Genomic DNA, 23773 nt, shown 5'->3' with positions numbered 1-23773 from the left:
TCTAAGCGGGAAGCGCGCTCCAAGATGAGGTCTCCAAGGTCGGTTCGAGAATAGGACCTTGATAGGCCGGTGGTGGGAGGTCAGTAATGGCTGGAGCCAACCGGTACTAATAGACCGAAACCTTCACCTGAACCTATGCACTTTTGAATGACCTGGGTGCCGATACTGCGGAGGGAAACACCCAGAACCATACCGAACCTGGCCGTTAAGCCTCCGTGGGCCGATGGTAGTAAGGGGGCGACCCCTTGCGAGAGTAGGTAGTGCCCAGGGTTATATTTAAAGCCTCACCCCCCTGAATAGATCAGGGGGGTTTTTTCTTTGGCGCATACTTTCACTTGGGGTTAGAAGGTTCATATGTTAATTTTAGAGCTGGTTTATTGGGAATATAGTAGCGTCATGGAAAAATTATTTATACCTTGTAGTTTTAGTCTAAGTAAACATGTTGAGAGTTTTGGTTTAAGACTTTAGGTGATTATCGGGGTGTCCTATCTATAACCAAGCTTTGTCATGTTACTTATGTTTAATTTTGTCATTAATTCTTGTTTATCTATCCCCTCTTGTTCGGCAAGTTTTTCGATAGCTTTTTCTATGTTGTTACCAGAGTTTTTGATTGCTTGCGAGACTTTTTCGTAACCAAAATAGTTTATCAATGGTGTTAGATTGGACATAGAACTTAATAAGTGTTTTTGGCAATTTTCTTCTATTGCTTTTATTTGTAAAATGTAATCTTTTAAGGCATTGCATGCGTTTGTCAAAAGTGTTAGTGATTTAAGTGTATAGTGCACAATTATTGGAGAAAACTGATTTAGTTGAAGATTTCCTTGTGCACACGCATGTGTCACTATTTCATCGTGACCAAAGATTGTCAAGGCAATTTGCATTACGTATTCAGGTATAACTGGATTAATTTTTCCAGGCATTATTGTACTTCCGATTTGTAATTTGGGAAGTTCAAGTTCTCCTATAGCTGTGTTCGGACCACTACCAAGCAATCTGATGTCGTTAGATATTTTGTAGAGATTTACGGCAAGGGATTTAAGTAATCCATGTACTTCTGAAAATACGTCAAGGTTTTGAGTTGCATCAATCAAATTCTCTGCTTTGGCTATTTTGACATTTGTTATTTGACGAAGTGTATCCACTATTTTTAGTATGTATTCTTTTGGTGCACCTATTCCTGTTCCTATTGCTGTACCGCCTATGTTTACGCTTCTTATTCGTTCTTCTACTTTATTGAGTCTCCATCTGTCTCTGGCTATTGCATCGGCCCATGCACCAAATTGCTGACCCATGAGTATAGGAACAGCATCCATTAGCTGCGTTCTTGCTACTGTACGTATTTTATAGAATTCTTTCTCTTTGGTTTGGATTGATTCCTGGAGTTTGATGATCTGTTCTTCTAATTTTCTAAGCTTAACAATTGTTGCTATTTTCCCTGCCGTTACAAACGTGTCGTTTGTTGATTGATGTAAGTTGACGTGATTGTATGGATCTACTATGTACTGACCCTTTTTGCCACCTAGTAATTCTGTTGAACGGTTTGCTATTACTTCATTGATGTTTAGATTTACAGATGTTCCAGCACCGCCGGATAATGGATCAACAACAATGTGTGTTTTTAATAAATTCCATTCGTCACATGATTGGTTTATCGATTTGTAGATGTCTGATGGAAGATAACCAAGTTCGTAGTTCAGTACACATGCGGCTTTTTTGATCATGAAGTAAGCCCAAATGAAGTTTTCATCAAGTTTTTCACCTGTTGATGGGAATAATTTGAGTGCCCTTGCTGTGGCAATTCCGTAATATGCATCTTCCGGTATTTCAAGTTTTCCAAGGTAATCTTCTTCTATTCTGTACATCTTATACCACCACCTAAATTACCAACGGCTTAATAACTCTATCAAGTACTCCATGTATGTAAGATATTGTTATACCGTAATTTGTCATTGGGATACCAAGTCTTTTGAACATGCGTACTCTTCTCATCATTTGATTTCTCGTGTTCACACAACCTCCACAGTGAATTACAAGCTTTACATCAGATATCTCTTCATATTCTGGCATGTCTACTCCAGCCCAGATTTTTATGTTAAGGTTAACACCTATGTGATTAGTGAGCCAACGAGGAATTTTTATTCTTCCTATGTCTTCCGTTAAAGGTCTATGAGTGCAACCTTCCATTATTAACACAGTGTCTGATTCTTGTAATTCTTCAATTTTGTGAACACTTTTTATGAAATAATCAAGATCTCCTCTGTAACGAGCTTCGAGTATGGAAAAAGTTGTTAAAGGAACGTCATCAGGTACGTCAGAGACAACTTTCATTATTGCCTGAGAATCTGTTATAACTAATTTTGGTTTTTCGTTAAGTTTTTCAAGTGTATACCTTAGTTCTCTTTCTTTGACAACTATTGCGGCAGCTTCTCTATCGAGAATTTCCCTTATCGCGTGCACTTGCGGCATTATTAGTCTTCCTTTTGGTGCGCCGAGATCAATTGGGACCACAAGCACAACTATATCTCCACCACCAATAAAATCAGGTATAAATGGTATTTCTTCATCGGAGGGGATTATCGAATTTAGGGCTTTTCCAATGTCATCAAAACCCTTCTTTTTTGTAGAGCTTACAGTGAATGTGGTTGTACCAAAAAGGTTTCTGTATTCGTCCGAAATTAAGGATGCTTTTTCACATAAAATGTCTTCTTTGTTAACGACAATGATGAACGGAATCTCAAGTTCTCTAAATAGTTGAACAATTCTCTTTTCGTATTCACTAGGAAAGTCGTCAGTGACCAAAATTCCAGCATCGGATTTGTAGAATGCCTTTAGTGCCTTTTGTATTCTCTTTTCGCCAAGTTCTCCAACATCGTCAAGTCCAGGTGTATCTATGAGTGTCACAGGTCCAAGCGGATAGAGTTCCATTGCTTTATGTACAGGATCTGTTGTTGTACCTGGAGTATCGCTCACTATAGATATGTCTTGTCCAGTTAATGCATTCATGAAAGAGGATTTACCTACGTTTCGCCTTCCAACTATGGATATGTACTTCCTAAATCCTCCAGATGGTAACATGTAAACACCTCCAAAGAAAAAATCCCTTTCCAAATTGTTGATTAGGAAAGGGATAATTGCCTAGGTATTACCCCTTTCCTTGGTGTCAGAGCTGACTCCTCCACCTTAGAAAGATAGTTATATGAGAAATAATTCACTTGTACTAAATATTATATCACACATGAAAAAAATGTGGAAGAAGTAAAAATCGGATTCTTATTTGTGATTTAAATGACAAGTAAAAACCCTGCATTAAGCAGGGTTTTGTATGATAACTATTTATACTTTTCCAAGAGTTCTTTAAGATACTTCATGACTTCGGCTTTACTTGAGTATGTTGGTGCGTTAAAAGTTACTTCGGACCAATCCGATAAAACTTGTTCTTCTTTCTTATCTTTATAGAATGTTAGGAGTTTTCGCACTGTTTCTTTGAACTCTTCTTTTATTAATTGATAATGTGCTGTGAATCTTAGATATCTTTCGTAGATTAATATTTGGGGTAAATTAATTACTGATTCAAACAAGTCCTCCAATTCTTTTTGAGCATCTTCGGATAAGGCAAATGAGTTTATTTGGTTTTTTAAGTCATCTATCTCGCTTTTTGCAATTGCTTTCCAAACACTTAGTTTATTCAAATCTCTCCAGGTTTCCAATGGTATTCTTGACATTTCGTCAACGTAGCTTTTTTCTATGCTTTTGAAATCTTGCTTATGGAATTTTTCGAATATTTGCTTAAGCCTATCAACGAATATTGGAGTAAAGCTGTTAGATAGATAACCTTTTTCTTCGGAAGCTAATATATAGTCGAGTTTTTCTTTTATGGATTCAATAAAGTTGTTGTATTTTTCTCGAATACTTTTGACATCGCTTGCCTTTTTTGATAGGTATTCATAGCTTTCTTTATACCACTCTAAAATCTGTTGATATGTGTACACGCTTTCTTGATACTCATTTATTCCTTGGTACTCCCTTGCCAGTACGTGGAGATGATCCAGTATTCCATCTGGAACTCCCCATACACCTTTTAATTCCATGTACTTGCATACCTCAATTTCTTTTTTAGCTAAATCAACAATAAGTTCGCGGGACTCTACGTTTACTGGATTCAATGTTCCAGCTGTTATATCAGCAAAGTATCGATATATATCTTGACCAGCAGAGGATTGCTCAATATCTAAGTTTTTCCAATCTGGAAATCTATTCCACCCCCCTGGCATTATATCTATTGTTTTCCTAACCCACGTGGCGTATTTGTTGAAAAACAATGATTGGTAGCCTGCCAGTTTTTTCCCAAGTTCACTGTCTTTTATGTTTTCAAGTAAGTTCATGTTTAATTTGTACAAGGAGTTATACCTCATTGCGATAGCTCTGAATGCATTTCTTTCAGTAAATGTTTGTAAGGATAACTCGTAGAGGCTTGCTGAGTCAATGATTGCCTGGATGCTTGCTAAATCAATATTTTCTAAGAAGTTCTTATTCTTTTTCAGATAGTCAGATAATATATTGTAATAGTTATATCTAAATTTGTCCGGGATGATCTTTTGAAGCTCATCGGCTTTTTGGTTTAGTACCAGATCTGGATCTTTGGAAAGTAAAGTTCTAAGTTCTTGAATTCTAATTGGATCAACAGCAAGGGCGGCAAGATAAAAATGAGATTTGCCGTAAGTAGGGTTCAATTTGATGCTTTTTAGTAGATTGTATTTCGCAATTTCATATTGTTCTTCAATTTCATTGGGAAGATTTTTTTGACGGTCTAACAAGTAAGTTTTTTTGTCGTTTATCTGTTCTCTAAGCTTGGAAATGTAGCTTTGCCTCTCACTTTCTGATTGCATTTCATTGTAATGAGTTCCAAATTTTTGTGCCTCAGCCTTTTTGATTTTGTGCCAGTTTTCTGGTGATAATTGTTCAAATCCTCCGGAGAAATTGTTTAGATCGTTTTCCATTTTCTCTAGTTGCTTTAGATAATACTCTACTTTGTTCTGTTCTTCTCTTAAAGCTGACAATGTGTTAAACGCTACGTTACCGTTTCTAAAGTAAACCTCTGATATAAAGTGGTTCCACCTTAGGTAAGTTGATACACAAACAATAATTACTAAGATCAAAGCTATTATAATGCTTTTCTTTCCTTTCAAGATATATTCTTTGCCGTTAACTTTATTAAAATATCTTCCCAATCCGACGCTGATGACAAAGTTCGCAAGTAGTGCATTCGGTAAGAGATGGCCAGGAAAGCTGAAAAAGCTTTGAAAAGCAAAAACTACACCACTTAAAACTAACATGCAGAACAATACCAGGTCGTCCTTTTCCTGAATGTTTTTAATGTTCTTTGTTACGTATAATACTAAGAGTACTAGCATGATAATGATAGCCGATAATCCTAAAATACCAGTTTCACTAAGTATTTGAAAATAATCATTGTGTGCTCTTTTGAAATTGTTCCATCCGTAATTGTATTCAGGATGCTCTTCAATCAAATCGGAAATACCATACAACCCGTATACTTGGTATGTACTTATACCTTGACCGAGTAGTTTATGGTTTTTCCAAATGTAGATCGTCGAAAACCAAGATAAGAACCTTTCGTCTCTCCCTGAAACCGATGCCATTGCACTAAATCGATTTGCCATGGTGAATTTTCCGTAGTTATTAAACGGTGTTGGGACATTGTATATAATTACTGTTAAAATAACAAGTGCGAGAAATACAGAAATAGCTACTTTTCTAAAGATCATTAGTTTTTTCAAAATATGGGGTGCGGTTTTTTCAAGTGTCTTTGCAAAGTTATCTTGCCTTTTTCTGATGTAAATTATATAAACACCTACTATTATGATAAACTCGATTACAAGTGCTAAATATTCAGATCTGGTCTGTGAAAAGACGATTACTACGAAATACAAGAACGCTGAAATTAGAGATGTGATTTTAAAAGCTACAATTTTCCAGGTGCTTTTTAGATCCAAAACACCAACGTCAAGGCTAATTACAAAGTACAGTGCTATTGGAAGCAACATGTTCAGATAATTCGAAACGAAAATGACGTTTCCAATGTTGGCTTTTATACTTGCTCTTTCGAATGGTTTACCAACTTCACCCAGGAAGATGTCAAAGCCAGTGTAAAAATTAAGTATTGCGTTAATGGATATGAATAATCCTGTTAGCACAAATAGAAAAAGAAACTTTATTATATTCTCTTTTCTTTCTAATCTTGAGCTAAGATAGAATGAGATTAAAACATTAAGGAATAAGTACAGAGCAATATCTATGGCTTGCCTAAAGAAGAATCGATTGTCTTTATAAGTATTAATCGTTGATAACAAAGATATCATGGAAAATGCTAACCAGACCCAATGGATCGGAGTTGTAAAAAATTTAAATTCCTTAGTTTTTATGACTCTTGAGAATAAATAAAAACCTAAGAGTGTAACAGATACGCACAATATAGCATATTTTGGCGTACTGAATTCATAAGTATAGTCTCTGTGTGCAAAAAGAGCAACAAGTGGGATTGTTGCATACCAAAGTGCTTCTTCAAAAATTGATAACACTTAAATTCGCCTCCTTTATCTTCGATGGTTAATAATTTAAGAGTTTCAGTATTTTAGCTAAGGTTATGTAACATATAATTGTGATGATCAATGCATATAGGCTTGTTGTTAGGTTGCTTTTTCCAAAGTATCCTATCGAAAAGAAGAATGTTTGGATTGCAATTACGATGTACAGTGTCTTTCTTTTATCTTTCAGTTTTTTGTGTATTTTGTCATACACGTGCTCTCTATCTCCACTAAATGGAGGCTTTTTGTTCGCAAGTCTTCTCAAAACACCTGCTGTGAGATCGAATAAAAATAGCGATATAAATATAAAGGAAGCTATTATATATGAGATATTTGATGGTGCATTCCTTAAGGAAGAAATTAAACCTATCGATAATATCCCACCTACAAGATAACTTCCACTATCACCCATGAATATACGAGCAGGTGGAAAATTGTAAATAAGATATCCACTCAGTGCACCTATCAAGCTTATTAGCAAGTTAACGTCGTACTTTGATGAAACCACAAAACAAAGACCTATTGCGGATATGATTGCTACACTTGCACACACACCATCCATACCGTCAAGCATGTTTGTAGCATTTATGAGTGCTACTACCAAAAAGCAATACAGCGGCGTTAATAATGTAAGACCTAAGTACTTATAAACAAGCAAAAGTGATACAATGAACTCTACAACAAGCCTTACTTTTGGATTTACGTCAAGTAAATCATCTAAAAGACCTAATACAACCAATATAGTTAATGATAGCTTAGTAATTATCTCGAATGGTGTTGAAATGAGTACACCAAGAAAGATTGCAATCCCTCCAAGATATGGCGTAACACGTTCATGTGGTTTTAAAGACCCATTGGGTTTGTCCACGATACCGTATTTGTATGCTATTTTTCCAAATATCGGAATTGTAATGACACATGTAACAAACGACAATGCTAAACTGGGGATTAACGGTATCAAGCGTACTCCTCCTTATAATTCTCCAAATTATGTTCATCAGAAATGGTAAGGTGTAACGTTTTTCTCTTCTTCTGTGTTGGAATTTTTGTCTTCTTTTGAATGGTTTTTGATGATTTCGTCGTCTGGTTGTTTAAGTTTTTCAACTGGTGATGTTAATGGCTTTTCGATGAAACTATTGTCAGTTGATTGTGTAGAAGGTTTTGCAATTTCTTCATCACTGAAGGAAGTTTTTGTCGCTTTTTCGAAGTTATTTAATATGTTTTCCATCGATAGCAGACCGTAATTTTCTTCAGCTGTTGAAAGTATCTTATATACATCATTCTTATTATATTCTTTTCCTTTGTAATAAAACCCGGTTATATTTACAGTTCCATCTGGTTCCACGAGAAAATTGACTTTTAGTTTGGAGTCGTTGTAGATTATTAGATCATTTACTCTGTCAATATTCCAGTTCTTTTTACCAAGTAGTTCACCGTAAGTTTTCATTTTAAAAACTGTATTTCTAACTAAAATAGCTAAATTATCGCTAAGTTGGTTAACATTAAAAATTTTTGAAATCAAATAATCTCTAACTTCATCGATTAGTTCAATGTCGTTTGCATAAACGTATTCAAGTAGTACTCTGTTTGTTAAGGGTAATTCGAAAACAAACTTAAAATTCCAATTTTTACCAGCGTACCTACCAATGCCGTTTAATATTACCCTATTCTTTTGCTGGTTGTAACTCCAGGTGGGATTTTTCAAAAACTTTTCGAAAGCGGAAGCATTGTTTTTAAAAGGACTATTGTCAACTATACAGCTATTTTTAACAAGAGATATGGAGTTGAGAGCAAGATTTTCGTAAGCTATAGCTTCCTCCAAAGTTCTAAACAGCTTTATTGGTTCAATTTCTTTGTTGTTTAGGTAACTTTTGGTGAGGTATAACTTACCTGATGAAGCCAAAAAGTGCACTTCGAACGTCATGTTTCCGGTTTTCTGCTTTCCTTTCATTATTAGCTCAGTGTCGAGCCCTTTGAATGAATGATTCCAATTAATTGTGTAAAATGTTTTGGTTTCGTCAAAAAACTTGCCTATGGTTTTATCCATTTCTCTTAGTCTACTCGATTTGATTTTTTCTATTAGCTGTCCCACATATTGGTCTTCATCAAATTTTCCAAATTGTTTATATATTTCCCTTATCTTGTTAAGGGCTTGATCTTTTGGTAGTTCAACTTCGTTTAAGTAAAGATATTCCAAGTCGACAAATCCATCTCCTCTGAGCTTGAAACCTACAACTATAGATTCTTCAGTATCTTGAATTTTGTTTACTCCTCTAAATTCTACCAAATTTTGATCCTCATTTTCTATCATCCATCGTCCGTTTTGAAGGTTATCGAATACCAAGTTTAACTCAACATCAGGAAATTCTAACAATTTACTTGACTTTACTATTTCTATCAAATTCATTTTTACAATTTGTTTTTCTACTTGGTAAATATTTGACAAGAATGCTGCTTTTCTAACATCTGAGAGTTGATTTCCATTTATGAAAACTTTTTCTATAAAAATTTTCACTCTATTGTTTATTTTTCTGAATAAAACCCACATTTCAACGTTATCTATTCCGCTCTTACCTTTTAACACTATATAGTCTTTATCGTTTTGTAAGAGGTAATCGTAACTGTAGTCGGTTATGCGCTCGAAAATTAGGCTTGGTTTTGTTGTATTATAATCTTCCGGTGGATTGTTTTTCATGATGTTAAAAAGAGCCTTTTTGTATAACTCTTGATAGCGTTCTTCTGTATTATCAACATTCATACCATTGATAGAGAGTTTGATACTACCTGTGTTTCTAAGTTCTAGCAAGAATATATTTTTCATCTCATCAAAACCAATTATTTTTGGGTTTGAAAAAATACTTATTTGAGATGCCACGTTACTAAAGTTGTTTTCAAAAACTTCTTTCACCGATAATGTTTTAAATTTTCCAAAAGGTTTTTCAAGAGCACTTTTTTTGCTTTGTAGCACAGCCACTCCATAAAGAATGATTAAAACAAGTGTGATAGTTGTTATTGATAAAATGATGAATTTATAGTTACTTTTTCCCACTTTCTTTCGAATCATTCAATCACCTCCAGAAAAATTCTTGCAATTTTGCGAGGTTTTTTAAATATATAGATTTTCTGTGTCAATTGTCATCTCTCTATAATTGTATTATACTATATATGGTTAAAGAATACACCCCCTTGATAAATACCATATTGTATGATAAAATCTCTGAGGCGTAAATGTAGATAACTAACGGGGCCGTAGCTCAGTTGGGAGAGCGCTACCTTCGCACGGTAGAGGCCGTGGGTTCAAATCCCATCGGCTCCACCAGAAAAAACCAGAAGCCATAGTAGCTTCTGGTTTTTATTTTTAAATCAAAATATTTTATTTCCTTCGGTATCAATTGCAACTAAGATAGGAAAATCAAAGACTTGAATTTCATATATTGCTTCTGGTCCTAAGTTGTCGAACGCTAAGAGCTTCCATGAAATTACGTGAGTCGATAAATATGCTGCACATCCACTTGGCGTAACAAAATATGGAATTTGATACTTTTTCATAATTTCAACAGCTTGTTGTGAACGTGCACCTTTTCCAATGGTTGCTATTATCTTATGTTTAGCTAAAAATTCAAGAAATTTGTCCATTCGTTTCGCTGTTGTAGGACCTATAATTATTCTATCTTTTGAGAATGTGGGACCTGCATAGAATATTGTTTTTCCAAATAAATTTACAGGTAGTTTTTCACCATTTTGTTCAAGTTCAACCAATTTCTTTTGCGCAGCGTCGCGCATAACAATTAATGAGCCAGTATACTTTATAAGTTCTCCAGCTTTTAAATTTTTCAGATCAGTCATTTAAAATCACCACTTTTGTACTTCTGACCAAGTAACAGTCAACAGCTACTGCAACTGGAAGTGTAGCAATGTGTGTTGGATAGCCATATGCTCTTACATTATACAGGCTACCACCTACTCCGAGCCCTTGGACACCGATTCTTAGTTTCTGTACCTCATCAAATATTTCCATTTCAAAAGTTTTGTATCTCGTGATTTTTGTGTTTAGTCTTTCGATAGATTCATCTATCAATGCCAACTTTGAAAGCAATAAAGCTTCGTCACTCGTACCACCAATTCCTATGCCTATCCTTATTGGTGGGCATGCATTTGGTCCGTTCATATTTATGTGGTTAACTATTGTATCTTTAATGATTTCGTATTTTTCTGAAGGTTCAAACATATACAACATCGATAAATTTTCACTACCTCCCCCTTTGATGAGTATCCATATTTCTAAGATTGGATTTTCAACCTCAAAAAAATGTACTACGCACGGTGTGTTATCATTCGTGTTCTTTCGTTCAAATAACGGATCTTCAACAACACTTTTTCTAAAACCATTCTCAATGTATGTATTCCTAACCACTGAGTTTAATATTTTGGTAATCGGTTCATTGGTTAGAACTTCAAAGCCTTTCCAGACAAAGAATTCTACAATACCTGTGTCTTGACAAAGAGGAATGCATGATTTTTTTGCAATTTCAAAATTTGCCAAAATTTCCTTTTTGAATGGACCTTCGTATTTTTGAAAAAAATCAAAAACACAATCATTGACTTGAGTGTTTAATTCGACAAGTTTTTTAGAAACTGCTTGGTATATATCATCACTGTTTACAAGTTTCATTTTTCTCACCTTCTTTCTGGAAAAAGCTAAACATGTTCACCGTCTATTCCAACTGGCGAGACGATCACCTCTTCACTTATGGTGACATTTCTTATCCATTTTTTTGAACGTATTCTAAAATAAGCAATAACCGACTTAACAAGTTCATCGGATAGTGTTAATCCATACACAATTGGTAATGGTTGTTTCCATATGAATGCTCCTACGAATGCTAATGGAACTCCAAAACACCATAAGGTGAAAGTCTCAAGTAAAAATGCAAATTTTGCATCTCCACCAGCCCTTAATACGCCAACTATTGCTGCACCATTAAATGCTTTAATAGGAGCACCAACCAACATAACCCACATTGAATAAGTTAAAATTAGCTTTGTGTCTTTTTCAAGCTCAAATTTGCCATAAAGCATGTAATACACAAACACTATTGCGAACGCAGATAGTAAACCTATAACTGAATTCCAGAATAAGATCTTCTTACTGAATTGTTGTGCTTTTTCGTATTCCATCTGTCCAATGTATTTTCCGACAATTACAGATGAGGCTATGACCAAACCAAAGGTGAAGGTCCATACGTAATTTTCAAAGGAGGACAATATATTACGTGCAGCGTAGGTTTGGGTACCCATTCTTCCGAAAATGATGCCATACATTGTCATACCAAGTGACCAAGAAATTTCATTTAAAGTTGTAGGAGTTGCATAATGAAGAAATTTTTTTAAGAATTGCGAGCTTATACCCCTTATTGAAAAAGTGTAAGGTAGCTTAAGGCGTACTGCTTTGAGTATCTGGTAAAACGGTATTATAAATCGAGACAATGTGATTGCTATTGCTATACCAGTAATTCCAAGCTTAGGCATTTTAAATGAACCGCTTAAGAAAAAATAGGCTAAACCGATTTGTAGAATTGTACCATAAACGTATGAAAGCATAGGAATAAATGCCTTTTCAACAGAACGCAAAAAGGTTCTGAAGCAGACTTCCAAAGCAAGACCAAAGTATGAGATGGATATGATTTTTAAGTAAAAGACACCTTTGTCAAGAACACGTTCATCTTTTGAGAAAATGGCAATGAAAAATTTTGGGAAAAAGAATGTTATAATAAAAAATACCAAGGCAATAATAAGTGAAAAGTATATCATTAAACTAAGTATTTTTTTCATGTTTTCTAAGTCTTTCTTACCCCAATACTGAGCAAGAAAAATTGCGCCACCAGTATTCAAACCAAAAAGAAACAAGATCACAAGAAAGCTACTCTGGTTAGCAATACCATTTACAGCAACTTCGACCTCTCCAAGCTGGGAAAGTAAAATGGTAAGTACAAAGGTTCCTGTGTTTGCAATTATATTCTCCAGGGAAACAGGTATTGCTATTTTTAAAACATCTTTGATCACAACCAATCACCTCGAATATTTTTTGGAATGCTTCGCAATACTTACTATTTTACCACATTAGGTGTATAATTCAATGTGAGGAGGTGTCAGCACATGCCAAAATTTGATATATATAGATTTAGATGGGCACTTATTACAGGGGCTTCCTCAGGTATTGGTTCCGAGTTTGCGATTCAACTTGCACAAAAAGGTTTGAACGTAATTTTAATTGGAAGGAATTCTGAAGCTTTGAGTTCCGTTGCAGATAAGATTCATCGAATTTCAAACGTAAGTGTAGTGATGTTACAAGCCGATCTGACAAAGGAACTGGATTCTATTCTTGTTAATCTTTCAAGATTTAATATTGATCTTTTAGTAAACAACGCTGGTTTTGGATTGTATGGAGATTTCCTAAACTACTCCTGGAATGAGTATGAAAATATGATTAAACTTAACATAGAAGTTTTAGCAAGGTTGTCGTATCATTATGCTAAGGAATTTTCTAAAAGAGGTTCTGGAGGAATAATTAACGTTTCTTCAGTGGCTGGTTTTATGCCAATTCCACATTTCAGTGTGTACGCTGCGACAAAGGCTTTCGTCTACAGTTTTTCGTTAAGCTTATGGGCTGAGCTTAAAGATAAAAACGTACACGTCTTATGTGTAGCGCCTGGTAAGACGAAGACAAAGTTTTTTGAAAGAGCAAAGATGAGTCCTGGAAATAATCTCATGAGTCCGGAAAAGGTTGTTAAAGGTGCACTCAAAGCTTTTGAAAAAGACGCTCCTTTATACATCCCAGGCTTGGGCAACAAACTGTCTTATTATTTTGTTAGAAAGATGTTTAGTGATAAACTCATTTCAAAAATACTTGTAAAGTATTTTTAGTGCAAAGGAGTTTGGTTAATGATAATAACAAATAAGGATATCAAAACACTCTATTTTTGTCAAAAGAAGTGTAAAATAGACATACTTTCTGAGAAAAGATATTTATCAAATTACGACTTTGCAACGGAGGCTTTTGGGTGCACGCTTTGTGTTGATGCTGATGAGGTCATTTATGGAGATAAAATAACTATTAGAATGAAAAAGAGTGGAAAAAGGCTATCAGAATATCATATGCTTGAAGGTGCGTTCATTGGATATGTTATTGAAAGCAATGAAAAGGAGGTTTCGGAAATAATATTCGAGAGTCCTTATTATAGTGTTTCAATCAACTGGAAACCTTATGTTACTAAACTGCTTTCCTTGTTATCTATGTTTTGTGAAACGATGGAATTTAAGATAACAAAAAATCACTTATGTCGTTTATGTAAATATGCTGGTGAATGTTTCCATGAAACCGTGAGTCTTGATAGTTTGGCTTTTATTCATGGAATTCGGGGAAAGACTGTCGAAAAGCTTCGAATGATTAGCATAAACAATTTAAGTGACATAATAGTGTTTGAAGACGCGATAAGGAAAGAGTTCGGTGAAGAAAAAGCTAATAAGTTGATTTATCACGCGAAAAGTATATTGGAAAAGAAACCTATTGTTTTTAAACCTATTCAAAAGCTTTCTGAAGGCATATACCTTGATATTGAAAGCTATACACCTTTTGATTTTGATTATCTTTTTGGTGTTCTTGAAAACGATAGATACATACCGTTTCTTGCTTCAGAGCCATCAAAGGAAAGGTATATTTTCGAAAATATATTGAAATTCCTCGAGAAACGTCAAAAGCCAGTATATCATTTTCACAATTACGAGATAGCTCGATTCAGAAAGTTATCAAAAAAATACAACATCCCCATATCAAAAAGCTTACTTTCCAGATTCGTAGATGTGTACAAGGTATACGTTAACCATGTTGCACTACCTATACCTTCGTATTCTCTAAAGACAATTGCCAGGTTTTTTGGATTCAATTGGCGTACAGATATAAATGGTATGACTGTAATTGATTACTACAGGGAATACATTGCAACCAAAGATAAAGAAATACTTAGAGAAATACTTAAGTACAACGAAGATGATGTAAGAGCTACAAAATTCATTGTAGAACATCTAAACAACATTGCTCAGTGAAATGACAATGCCTTATGCTGAGACATAAGTTTTTGGTCTAGTCTTTAAATCAAATTAAGATGAAATTTAATGTTTTAGATTAGACATACTTTAAATAACTATCTACAAGTAACTAAACAAAAAGTTATAGATGTCGTGTGAAGTTATAACTATATCTACGATACTCTACTTGTGCTAATTACACGCTTATTGTAATATTTTTACATGTCTTAAAAGTGCACCAACTAAGTAGGAAAATTATTCTTCTGCAATAATTCCAGCCAAATTGCTCTTTTTATATATTCAATTTATCCCACCTTTTGATATTCAAAGTCAAAACATTTATCTGCCAAGGAAATAACCATAAATCTTATTTTCTGCTCAACTGAAATTCATGAAAATTTTCTAATGAAACAAGTTACACAATAAAATAATCATGAAAAGATCACCAAATATTGAATTCTGGTTAAAGAGAGGTGTATATTATGAGTTATTCTTTCGATAAATTTGGTAGATTTGTGATAGAGGGTTACAATAATTCCAAACCATTTTCAAGTTTCTTACCAGGAATTGCCGGCTTGAAAGGAATACCTTTATGGGTATTTTATGTAAATAGAGGTCAGTGTATCACATCTTTTGGAATTTCGAACAAAGACAAACCTATTTTGGAGTTTCATCCAGCCTTTAGAGCTTATCAACTTACTAACAACTTTGGATTTAGAACATTCATCAAGATAAACGGTAAGTATTACGAACCTTTCACATTCAAAAGTTCCGAATCAGCAACCCAGGAAATGTACATTGGTAAAAACGAACTTGAAATAAGCGAATATTCTAAAGAATTTGGTTTGAAAACAAGCATAACGTATTTTCTGCTTCCAAATGAAAGAGTTGGAGCTCTTGTGAGAATTGTTAACATTCGTAATGCTTCAATGAATGACCTTTCCATAGAGTTGCTGGATGGAATTTCGATATTGTTACCTACAGGTGTAAATGATTATTTAATAAAGCATATGGGAAACACCTTGCGTGCCTGGATGGACGTTTACAATTTAGAATCTGGGATTCCTTTGTTTAAATTAAGATCTTCCACAGAAGACGTCGCGCGAGTTGAAGAAATAAAAGATGCAAATTTTTACATATCAACTGTTTTAAATTCAGGAAGTTCAAAGTATATAACACCGATTGTTGATCCTGACAATGTATTTGCCCATGAAACTTCGTATAATTATCCAATAATTTTTGCAGAAAAGGGTCTAAAAAGTATTTTAGAAAGAAAGCAACATACTACAAACAAAATTCCTTGCGCGTTTACCCCGTTTGAAGGTGTGATAAAAAGTAATGAAAGTGTTCGGATACTAACAGTTATTGGTTACGTTCCAGATGAGAAACTTGTTGAAATATACAAAGAGAAGTTAAGAAGTGAGCCTTATCTGCTTTCAAAGCTACAAGAAGCAAGGACTATTGTTGAGGATATAACTAAGGATATAGAAACTCATACAAACTATCCATTGTTCGATGAATACTCAAGACAAACATACCTTGACAACGTGCTCAGAGGAGGATACCCGATAGTATTCTCCGATTTTAAGAAAGTTTACCATGTATATTCAAGGAAACATGGTGATCTTGAAAGAGATTATAATTATTTCAACTTACTTGCAGAATATTATTCAAGTGGTAATGGTAACTACAGAGATATAAACCAAAACAGACGAAATGATGTGCTTTTTAATCCGAGAGTTGGAAGCTACAACATCAGATTTTTCGTAAATCTAATCCAGACGGATGGTTATAATCCATTGATCATTAATGGTGTAAGATACAAGATATCGATCGAAAAACTTGATTTTCTTGAAGATATCTGTACCAAAGAAGAAGCTGAAAAGATAAGAAATTTCTTATCGAGTGAATATTTTACACCCGGAAAAGTAGCGATGCTAATAGAGAGAGAAAACATAAAAATGAATATACCAGAAGAAGAATTGATAAGAAAGTTGATAGAGTTAAGCAACGAGGAAATTGATGCTGTTCATGGGGAAGGTTTTTGGACGGACCATTGGACATACAATCTTGATCTCATAGAGTCATTCCTTCAAATATTCCCAGACTACGAAGAGGATCTTTTGTTCAATGATTATGAGTATACATACTACGACAACTTCAAGGTAGTCTTGCCACGCGATAAAAGATATGTCTTAACAAGTGATAAGGTAAGGCAATACTATTCTGTTGTTGAGGATCAAGTGAAGAAAGAACTCATCCTTTCAAGAAAGGAATACAAACACCTGATGAGAAAACGAAAAGGTTTAGGGGAAATTTACAAAACTAATCTAATAACAAAGCTTATTGGACTTGCGTTAATCAAATTTTCGACACTTGATCCAAGTGGAATTGGGATAGAAATGGAAGCGGGGAAACCTGGATGGTACGATGCTTTAAATGGATTACCAGGACTTTTTGGATCTTCTGTAGCGGATTCTTTTGAACTTGCAAGATTACTAAGATTTTTGATTGAAAAACTAGAAGCTTACGGTTCAAAGGAACTTGGAATTCCCTTAGAAATCTATCAACTACTTACGGAACTTCTGCAAGCTGTTGAGAACTATTACAGCAATAACCACAAACCAGATATCGACTTTATTTTTTGGTCACAAATTTCCGAAATCAGGGAACGTTACAGGGAAGATACCAAATTTGGTTTTGAAGGTACAGAAATATCAGCAAGCTCATCGGAAATTGCGCAAAAATTGAAAAAGCTTTTAGAAAAGCTCGAACAGAAACTTTCTCAAGCTACTGAAGAAAACGGAGGTATTATGCCGACCTATTATTACTATGTTCCCTTAGAATACGAAATAATCGGAAATGGCGCAAACGACGATGAAAAATATGTGAGAATCAATAAATTTGAAAAAAAGACATTGCCGTTGTTCTTGGAAGGGGTTGTTAAGGGATTCAAGATTTACAAAGACACGAGTTTTTTAAGAGAGTTATATTACAAAGTCAAGTCAAGTCCTTTATATGATAGTAAACTAAAGATGTACAAAGTAAATGCTTCGCTAGAACATACAAGCATGGAAATAGGACGAGCAAGGGCATTCACCCCTGGATGGTTGGAAAATGAATCAATATGGCTACACATGGAGTACAAATACATGCTTGAGATTTTAAAAGCAAAGCTTTACGATGAATTTTATTCCGACTTCATCAATCTTTTTGTACCGTTTCTTAAACCCGAAATATATGGTAGAAGCCCGTTAGAAAATTCCTCATTTATTGTCAGTAGCGCAAATCCTGACGAAACACTGCATGGAAATGGTTTCGTAGCAAGGCTTAGCGGTGCCACTGCAGAGTTTTTAAGCATATGGTGGTTTATGTTTGTTGGTGATTCACCTTTTGAATACAAAGGTGGCGAACTTATGCTTAAATTTAAACCAATATTACCAGGTTGGTTATTTGATGAGGAAGGTAAGGTTTCTTTCAGGTTCCTTGGCAACTGTGTAGTGACATATTATAATCCACGAAGAGTTGATACGTATAAACTAAGTTGTGCAAAGTATGTAATGTTGAATATTGGAACAGAGGAAGTCAAGATTCACGGTGGAATAATTCCACAGCCGTATTCAGAAATGGTAAGGGAAGGTCGAGTACAAGCGATAGAAGTGGTATATTAGAAATATTTTATAAGTTAATTCAACTCAAAGCTGATATATGTTCTCAGAAAAAATTGGGGGCAAATCCCCCAATTTATTGTTCTTCAATTATTTTTATGACACTTTCAACATCTTCGACAACAGGACTATGACCTATATCTTTGAGTACGATTAATTTTCCATTTGGAAAAGCTTGTGCAGTTATTTTCATTTGATCGAGTGTTAGTAAGACATCTTTATCTCCATAAATTACTACAACAGGTATGGTTACACCTTTTGCTTGTTCAATGTAATTGTATTTTGCTAAAGCTCTGGCATTACCTTCGAATGCATTTGGTGTCATTCTTAATGCATCCGATGTGATTTTTTCAAAAAACCTTTCGTTATCGTATGTTGGAGCATTGAACATAAGTGCTCTTTTTATCAGCTGTGGATTATTTTGATATGTTTTTATAAATTTTATGGCTTCCTCTGAGACTGGTAATCCATTGATTGGTGAAGGGTCAACAAGTATAAGCTTTCTTAATTTCTCTGGATACTTAATCGAGTAGCTCATAGCAACGGCTCCTCCAAGTGAGTGACCTAAAAGTATGAAGTTAGTGAGGTTGAGAGCATTAACAAATTGTTCAACAGCTTCAGCGTATTTTTCTATTGTAATGTCACCGTTTAGTGAAACAGAATATCCAAAATTAGGTAAGTCTAAAGCATAAGCGGAGAATTTTGATGGGAGTTTTTTCAACAAAGGTTCAAAAAAGCGTGCCGACGCAAAGTTTCCATGAATCAGAACTATCGGTATATTTCCACTGCCAGCATTCACATAATGTATTTTGCCGATTTTTGTGTCGACAAATTTTCCGTATGGTCGCCTACCTTTTTTGAAGAACGCAGAGATCTTAGTGATGTATTTCGATCTAAATCTTGAAAAGTAGTAGCTTACACCAAGAGGCATGAATAGTACAACGAATATTAGTATCGTACCAAAGATAATGGACATTGATATGTGCATCCTGCTGAAGAAAAATGGTAAAGCAACGTAAATAAGCGAGCCATAAAGTGGACCATCTACAGATGCCATTCCACCGATGACTGATATAGCAAGTAGATCAAGTGATTTTGCAATTCCAAAGTCACTTGGTGCTATATAACCAATAACATGTGCATAGAGTGCACCAGCTATTCCAGCCATCATGGAACCTATTGCAAATGCCAATACTTTTGAAAGTGCTATGTTCACACCTACAACAGAGGCTGCTGTTTCATTTTCTCTTATAGCCATCCATGCTCTACCTGTTTTGGAGTTTATTAATCTTATCATCAGTATGTACGAACTAAAGACAAACGCAAGCACAAGAAGGTATTTTTCCACATCTGAGTTCCAAATGTACGGAAATCTTATACCTCTTATCCCTGCATGTCCACCAGTTATGTGCTCAAGTGAGCCAAATAATTGTTCAACTGCTACCACAAATCCCATAGTGGCTATGGCAAGATAAAATCCAGACAGTCTTAAAGCCGGAAATCCAATTATAAGTCCGAACAAGAAAGCAACAACTCCACTGATTAATATACCAAAAACAACAGGAAGATTGTAATGCATAACCAAGAGAGTGGAAGTATAGGCTCCAATACTCATGAATGCAGCATGACCAATTGATATTTGACCGGAGTACCCCATAATTATGTTTAACCCCATGGAGGCGATTGTATAAATGCCCACAAGACTTAAGATAGTCATTATGAACGCATTTTTAAGAAGCAAGAAGGGAATGATTGCCAAGACAATCCATATCATTATACTCGCCTCCTCACATTTCTGCCAAACAATCCCCTTGGGAAGAATATTAATACAAGTATTATTATGATAAGTGAAATCGTTGCCTTGAATCCTTCTGAGATATAGTTTCCGACGAGTTTTTCAATTACCCCAAGTATCAACCCACCAAATACAGCACCTGCAAATGTTTCAAACCCACCTAAAACGGCCGCTGTGAAGCCCTGAATTTGGTAAAAAGTTAGCATTACGGGTGAGACAAAGACCTTCGGAGCGGCAATTACACCAACAAGTGCTGCCATGCTTACGCCGAAAGCCCAGGAAAATGCCAATATACTTCCGACGTTTATTCCCATGTATCCTGCAATTTCTTCATTTTCAGAGACGGCACGGACAGCTATTCCAAATTTTGTGTATTTTGTGAATATGAATATTAGAAGAGATATGATGGCAAGAGTAACAAAGATTAAAATGTCTTGTTTTCTAAGTACTATTACACCAAATTCCCCTTTAAGAACGAAAGGCGTACCACTAACAAGCTCAGGAAAAGATTTATATTCTGTTCCCCAAATTTGTACAGCTAATCCTTCCAATATCATAAGGATTCCAAATGTTACGATAAGCATAGAACCATGAGAAAGGTGTCTGATAGGTCTAAGTCCAAATCTTTCCACACTAATTCCCATAAGTGCCGCGAGGAATATTCCGATTATTATTCCTATGTAAAGATTTATATTCAACGTGCTGGTGATCCACCAAATTATATAAGTTATAAACATTCCCATGTTTCCATAAGCAAAGTTCATGACGCCACTTACTTTGTACATCATCACCAAACCTATAGCAACTAAGGAGTACATTGCGCCAGTGGATAAACCGAGTAATATTTGATTAATCACTTTCTAGCACCTCCGAGATATTTTTCACGGATAATGTCGCTTCTAAGTAATTCCTTCGAACTTCCACTTGCAGCTACTTTTCCATTTTCGAATATGTAAGCGTAGTGTGATATGTTTAAGGCAAGTGAAGTGTTCTGTTCTACAAGAACAACGGTAATGCCAAAATCATTTATTCTCCTGATTACTTCAGCTATCTTGTTAACGATAACAGGTGCTAATCCCAAGGAGGGTTCATCAAGCAATAGATATCTCGGATTACTCATAAGTGCACGGGCAATGGCTAACATCTGTTGCTCACCACCTGAAAGTGTACCAGCCGTTTGCTTGAGTCTTTCTCTCAGAATCGGAAATGTCTCAAAGACAAGCGAAAAATCTGGTTTTTTGTTCCTATAAGCACCTGCTAAGAGGTTTTCTTTAACGCTCATAGTGTAAAATATTCCTCTCCCTTCTGGGCAGAGTACAATTCCCTTCTCAACTCTTTTGTGAACAGGTAGCTTATCTATGGTTTCATCACCAAGGAGTATATTTCCTATGTATTTCACCCCACCAGCTAGGGCTTTCAATGTGGATGATTTACCCGCCCCATTCGCACCAAGAATAGCAGTTATCTTACCTGCCTCAATTTTCACATCCACACCTTTAACTGCATGTATGGGTCCGTACCAAACCTGTAATTTACTAATTACTATATCTCCAAGTTTATCTGTCATCAAGATTCACCTCTTCGAAACCTGTACCAAGATAAGCTTTTATAACTTCTTCGTTATTTACTATTTCTTCCGGTTTGCCTTCTGCAATTTTTTTTCCAAAATTGATTACCGTTATTTCATCAGATATATCCATAACCATTCGCATGTCATGCTCTATGAGTAACACCGTTATACCGTAGTCTTTGATCTTTCTAATCTTTTCTTTCAAGATATCTGATTCCTTCTCTGTCAAACCTGCTGCAGGTTCGTCAAGAAGGAGTATTTTAGGCTCACTCATTAAGGCTCTGCCAACATCTATCAATTTTTGATAGCCGTACGGCAAGGTTCCTGCATACACACCAAGTAGGTTCTTTATACCTATCAAATCTGCTACATCAATTGCCTTTAGCATTGCTCTTTTTTCGTAGTTTTGGTGTTTTTTGGTGTCAGATATTTCGTCCAACATGGAATAATTTAACGAATGATGATAACCAAGCATCAAGTTTTGAAGTACTGTCAGATATTTAAAAATTATAACGTTTTGAAAACTTCTTCCTAATCCATACTCCACACGTTTGTGAACAGGTATGTTTGTAATGTCTTTATCGTGGATATATATCTTTCCATTATGTTTAACGAGTCCTGATATAGCGTTAAAAACGGTTGTTTTACCCGCGCCATTTGGACCTATTAATGAATGTACCACACCTTCTTTGACGATCATATTTAGATTATCTACAGCAACAAGTCCAGAGAATCTGACCGTAATATTTTCAAGTCTTAGCAACTAACTCACCTCACTCAGTTAGATGTTCATAAGATTAGAATAACAAAACGTAGCGCACAAAGATGTGCGCTACGTTCTGCAAAAATATTATGGTCTTATTAAATCTGTCAATGGTACAAATTGTTTGTTTTTAACAACCATAAAGTACATTGAGGATTTACCACGTCTTACATTCGGTCCCCAAGTAATATCTTTTGCAAGTATACCATTCCATCCCTTGAAGCTTTCAAGTGCTTTTACAAGTCCCTCTCTTGTAAGATTCTTTCCAGCTCTTACAAGTCCTTCTATAAATACCTCAGCAGCTATAAAGCCGGCAACTGCATATGAAGACATGTTTTGCTTTGGATAACTTTCCTGGAATATCGAAAATGCCCTTTGATAATCTCTGACAAATTCTGGTCTATCAGGTGTAGCAAGTGGTACCCAACCAGTGAATATTATTCCTTCTGCATAGTTTCCTGCGAGATTTATGAAAGATGGATCAGCATTTGGATAGATTGTTATAATCTTGCTGTTAAGTCCGTAATCTCTTATTGTTTTTACCCATCTTATAGTGTCTGTCAATAAGCCATAAATGATTATGACATCTGGATTCTTTTCAACAAGTCTTACGACCAAACCACTGTAGTCTGTATCAGCTGGGTTATATGAAACTTCCGCTACTGTTTGACGCTTGTAATCTGCTAATTTATCTTTGAAAGCTGCATAACCTTCAAGCCCTATGTCGTTGTTCATGTAAACTATCGCTGGTGCCTTGAAGTTATTGATTTCAGCAACAAATTTGGCTATAAGTGTTCCTTCAAGTGTGTAGTCTGGTTGAACTCCAAATATGTATCTTTTTGGTGGTACAACGAGTTTGGATGTACCTGCACCTTGGTAGACAAAAGGTACTTTGTTTTGTTCAAGATAATCCATAACGGCTAAACAACCGTACGTGCCAAGTCCACCAACGATTGCAAAGACTTTGTCTTGTTCCACCAATCTTTTTACCTCAACAACGGTTTTAGCAGGGTTGAGCTGATCATCTGCTACGATTAATTCTATGGTCCTGCCATGTATTCCTCCACGCTTGTTTATCCAGTTGAAATACGCTCTCATTCCCTTAGTCATTTCTTGACCAATGATTGCGTATGGTCCTGATAATGCTTGGAAAGTTCCAATAACTACTTTGTCGCTATATACGCCAACCTCAGCGAATAAACTTACAAAAAGACCTAAGAGTAGCAAAATACCTAAAAGTTTTCTCATAGAACCCACCTCCTGTGTTATGGTAAAAAAAGATTATAT

Annotated in this window: 16 protein-coding genes, 1 tRNA gene and 2 rRNA genes; 6 read left to right on the top strand and 13 right to left on the bottom strand. The window is 35.3% G+C overall.

The features are described 5' to 3' along the window. Together N2Z58_04740 and rrf are read left to right on the top strand one after the other, a co-directional pair. Nucleotides 1-130 (top strand): 23S ribosomal RNA (locus N2Z58_04740); the annotation flags it as partial. 22 nt (nucleotides 131-152) lie between these two features. Further along, nucleotides 153-269 (top strand): 5S ribosomal RNA (rrf, locus tag N2Z58_04735). A 216-nt stretch (nucleotides 270-485) separates the two neighbouring features. On the opposite strand, the gene N2Z58_04730 is transcribed toward rrf, so the two are convergent. The 5 genes from N2Z58_04730 to N2Z58_04710 all read right to left on the bottom strand — a co-directional run bounded on the left by N2Z58_04730 (nucleotide 486) and on the right by N2Z58_04710 (nucleotide 9669). Continuing rightward, the gene (locus tag N2Z58_04730) at nucleotides 486-1862 is read right to left on the bottom strand and encodes an aspartate ammonia-lyase (protein ID MCX7653966.1); all 1377 of its coding nucleotides are present in this window, start codon (nucleotides 1860-1862) and stop codon (nucleotides 486-488) included. A gap of 13 nt (nucleotides 1863-1875) precedes the next feature. Further along, nucleotides 1876-3075 (bottom strand): [FeFe] hydrogenase H-cluster maturation GTPase HydF, encoded by a 1200-nt coding sequence (hydF, locus tag N2Z58_04725; protein MCX7653965.1) that lies wholly within the window; start codon nucleotides 3073-3075, stop codon nucleotides 1876-1878. A gap of 254 nt (nucleotides 3076-3329) precedes the next feature. Next, nucleotides 3330-6599: an O-antigen ligase family protein gene (locus N2Z58_04720; protein ID MCX7653964.1), complete on the bottom strand. Its 3270-nt coding sequence runs from the start codon at nucleotides 6597-6599 to the stop codon at nucleotides 3330-3332. Nucleotides 6600-6627: 28 nt separating this feature from the next. Next, entirely contained in the window at nucleotides 6628-7566 is a 939-nt protein-coding gene (locus N2Z58_04715; protein ID MCX7653963.1) for an undecaprenyl/decaprenyl-phosphate alpha-N-acetylglucosaminyl 1-phosphate transferase, read from the bottom strand. A gap of 36 nt (nucleotides 7567-7602) precedes the next feature. Beyond that, the gene (locus tag N2Z58_04710; GenBank protein ID MCX7653962.1) at nucleotides 7603-9669 is read right to left on the bottom strand and encodes a hypothetical protein; all 2067 of its coding nucleotides are present in this window, start codon (nucleotides 9667-9669) and stop codon (nucleotides 7603-7605) included. 179 nt (nucleotides 9670-9848) lie between these two features. On the opposite strand from N2Z58_04710, the gene N2Z58_04705 reads away from it, so the two are divergent. Further along, nucleotides 9849-9924, top strand: a tRNA-Ala gene (locus N2Z58_04705). Nucleotides 9925-9968: 44 nt separating this feature from the next. Here N2Z58_04705 and N2Z58_04700 read toward each other — a convergent pair. The 3 genes from N2Z58_04700 to N2Z58_04690 are packed head-to-tail and all read right to left on the bottom strand — an operon-like array spanning nucleotide 9969 to nucleotide 12668. Then, complete coding sequence (locus N2Z58_04700) at nucleotides 9969-10451, bottom strand: FumA C-terminus/TtdB family hydratase beta subunit (GenBank protein ID MCX7653961.1); 483 nt, start codon at nucleotides 10449-10451, stop codon at nucleotides 9969-9971. Further along, nucleotides 10444-11277: a fumarate hydratase gene (locus tag N2Z58_04695; protein MCX7653960.1), complete on the bottom strand. Its 834-nt coding sequence runs from the start codon at nucleotides 11275-11277 to the stop codon at nucleotides 10444-10446. The genes N2Z58_04700 and N2Z58_04695 overlap by 8 nt, the downstream gene beginning before the upstream one ends. Before the next feature lie 26 nt (nucleotides 11278-11303). Then, nucleotides 11304-12668, bottom strand: a complete 1365-nt coding sequence (locus N2Z58_04690; protein MCX7653959.1) for an MATE family efflux transporter — start codon at nucleotides 12666-12668, stop codon at nucleotides 11304-11306. A gap of 93 nt (nucleotides 12669-12761) precedes the next feature. On the opposite strand from N2Z58_04690, the gene N2Z58_04685 reads away from it, so the two are divergent. From N2Z58_04685 to N2Z58_04675, 3 genes are all read left to right on the top strand, one after another. Next, complete coding sequence (locus tag N2Z58_04685; protein ID MCX7653958.1) at nucleotides 12762-13529, top strand: SDR family oxidoreductase; 768 nt, start codon at nucleotides 12762-12764, stop codon at nucleotides 13527-13529. A gap of 18 nt (nucleotides 13530-13547) precedes the next feature. Next, complete coding sequence (locus N2Z58_04680; protein MCX7653957.1) at nucleotides 13548-14708, top strand: TM0106 family RecB-like putative nuclease; 1161 nt, start codon at nucleotides 13548-13550, stop codon at nucleotides 14706-14708. Between the two features lie 464 nt (nucleotides 14709-15172). After that, the gene (locus tag N2Z58_04675) at nucleotides 15173-18361 is read left to right on the top strand and encodes a cellobiose phosphorylase (GenBank protein ID MCX7653956.1); all 3189 of its coding nucleotides are present in this window, start codon (nucleotides 15173-15175) and stop codon (nucleotides 18359-18361) included. Between the two features lie 73 nt (nucleotides 18362-18434). On the opposite strand, the gene N2Z58_04670 is transcribed toward N2Z58_04675, so the two are convergent. The 5 genes from N2Z58_04670 to N2Z58_04650 form a co-directional block, all read right to left on the bottom strand. Then, nucleotides 18435-20132: an alpha/beta fold hydrolase gene (locus N2Z58_04670; GenBank protein ID MCX7653955.1), complete on the bottom strand. Its 1698-nt coding sequence runs from the start codon at nucleotides 20130-20132 to the stop codon at nucleotides 18435-18437. After that, nucleotides 20132-21010: a branched-chain amino acid ABC transporter permease gene (locus N2Z58_04665; protein ID MCX7653954.1), complete on the bottom strand. Its 879-nt coding sequence runs from the start codon at nucleotides 21008-21010 to the stop codon at nucleotides 20132-20134. Before N2Z58_04665 ends, N2Z58_04670 begins: the two co-directional genes overlap by 1 nt. After that, nucleotides 21007-21720, bottom strand: a complete 714-nt coding sequence (locus tag N2Z58_04660) for an ABC transporter ATP-binding protein (GenBank protein MCX7653953.1) — start codon at nucleotides 21718-21720, stop codon at nucleotides 21007-21009. Before N2Z58_04660 ends, N2Z58_04665 begins: the two co-directional genes overlap by 4 nt. Continuing rightward, nucleotides 21710-22486, bottom strand: a complete 777-nt coding sequence (locus N2Z58_04655; GenBank protein ID MCX7653952.1) for an ABC transporter ATP-binding protein — start codon at nucleotides 22484-22486, stop codon at nucleotides 21710-21712. Before N2Z58_04655 ends, N2Z58_04660 begins: the two co-directional genes overlap by 11 nt. Nucleotides 22487-22573: 87 nt before the next feature. Then, nucleotides 22574-23734, bottom strand: coding sequence for an ABC transporter substrate-binding protein (locus N2Z58_04650; GenBank protein MCX7653951.1), 1161 nt, complete (start codon nucleotides 23732-23734; stop codon nucleotides 22574-22576). Between the last annotated feature and the right edge of the window lie 39 nt (nucleotides 23735-23773).

The sequence above is a fragment of the Fervidobacterium sp. genome (assembly GCA_026419195.1).
Taxonomy (GTDB): domain Bacteria; phylum Thermotogota; class Thermotogae; order Thermotogales; family Fervidobacteriaceae; genus Fervidobacterium.
The sequence above is the reverse complement of the archived record's forward strand: the minus strand, read 5'-3'. Positions and strand labels throughout refer to the sequence as shown.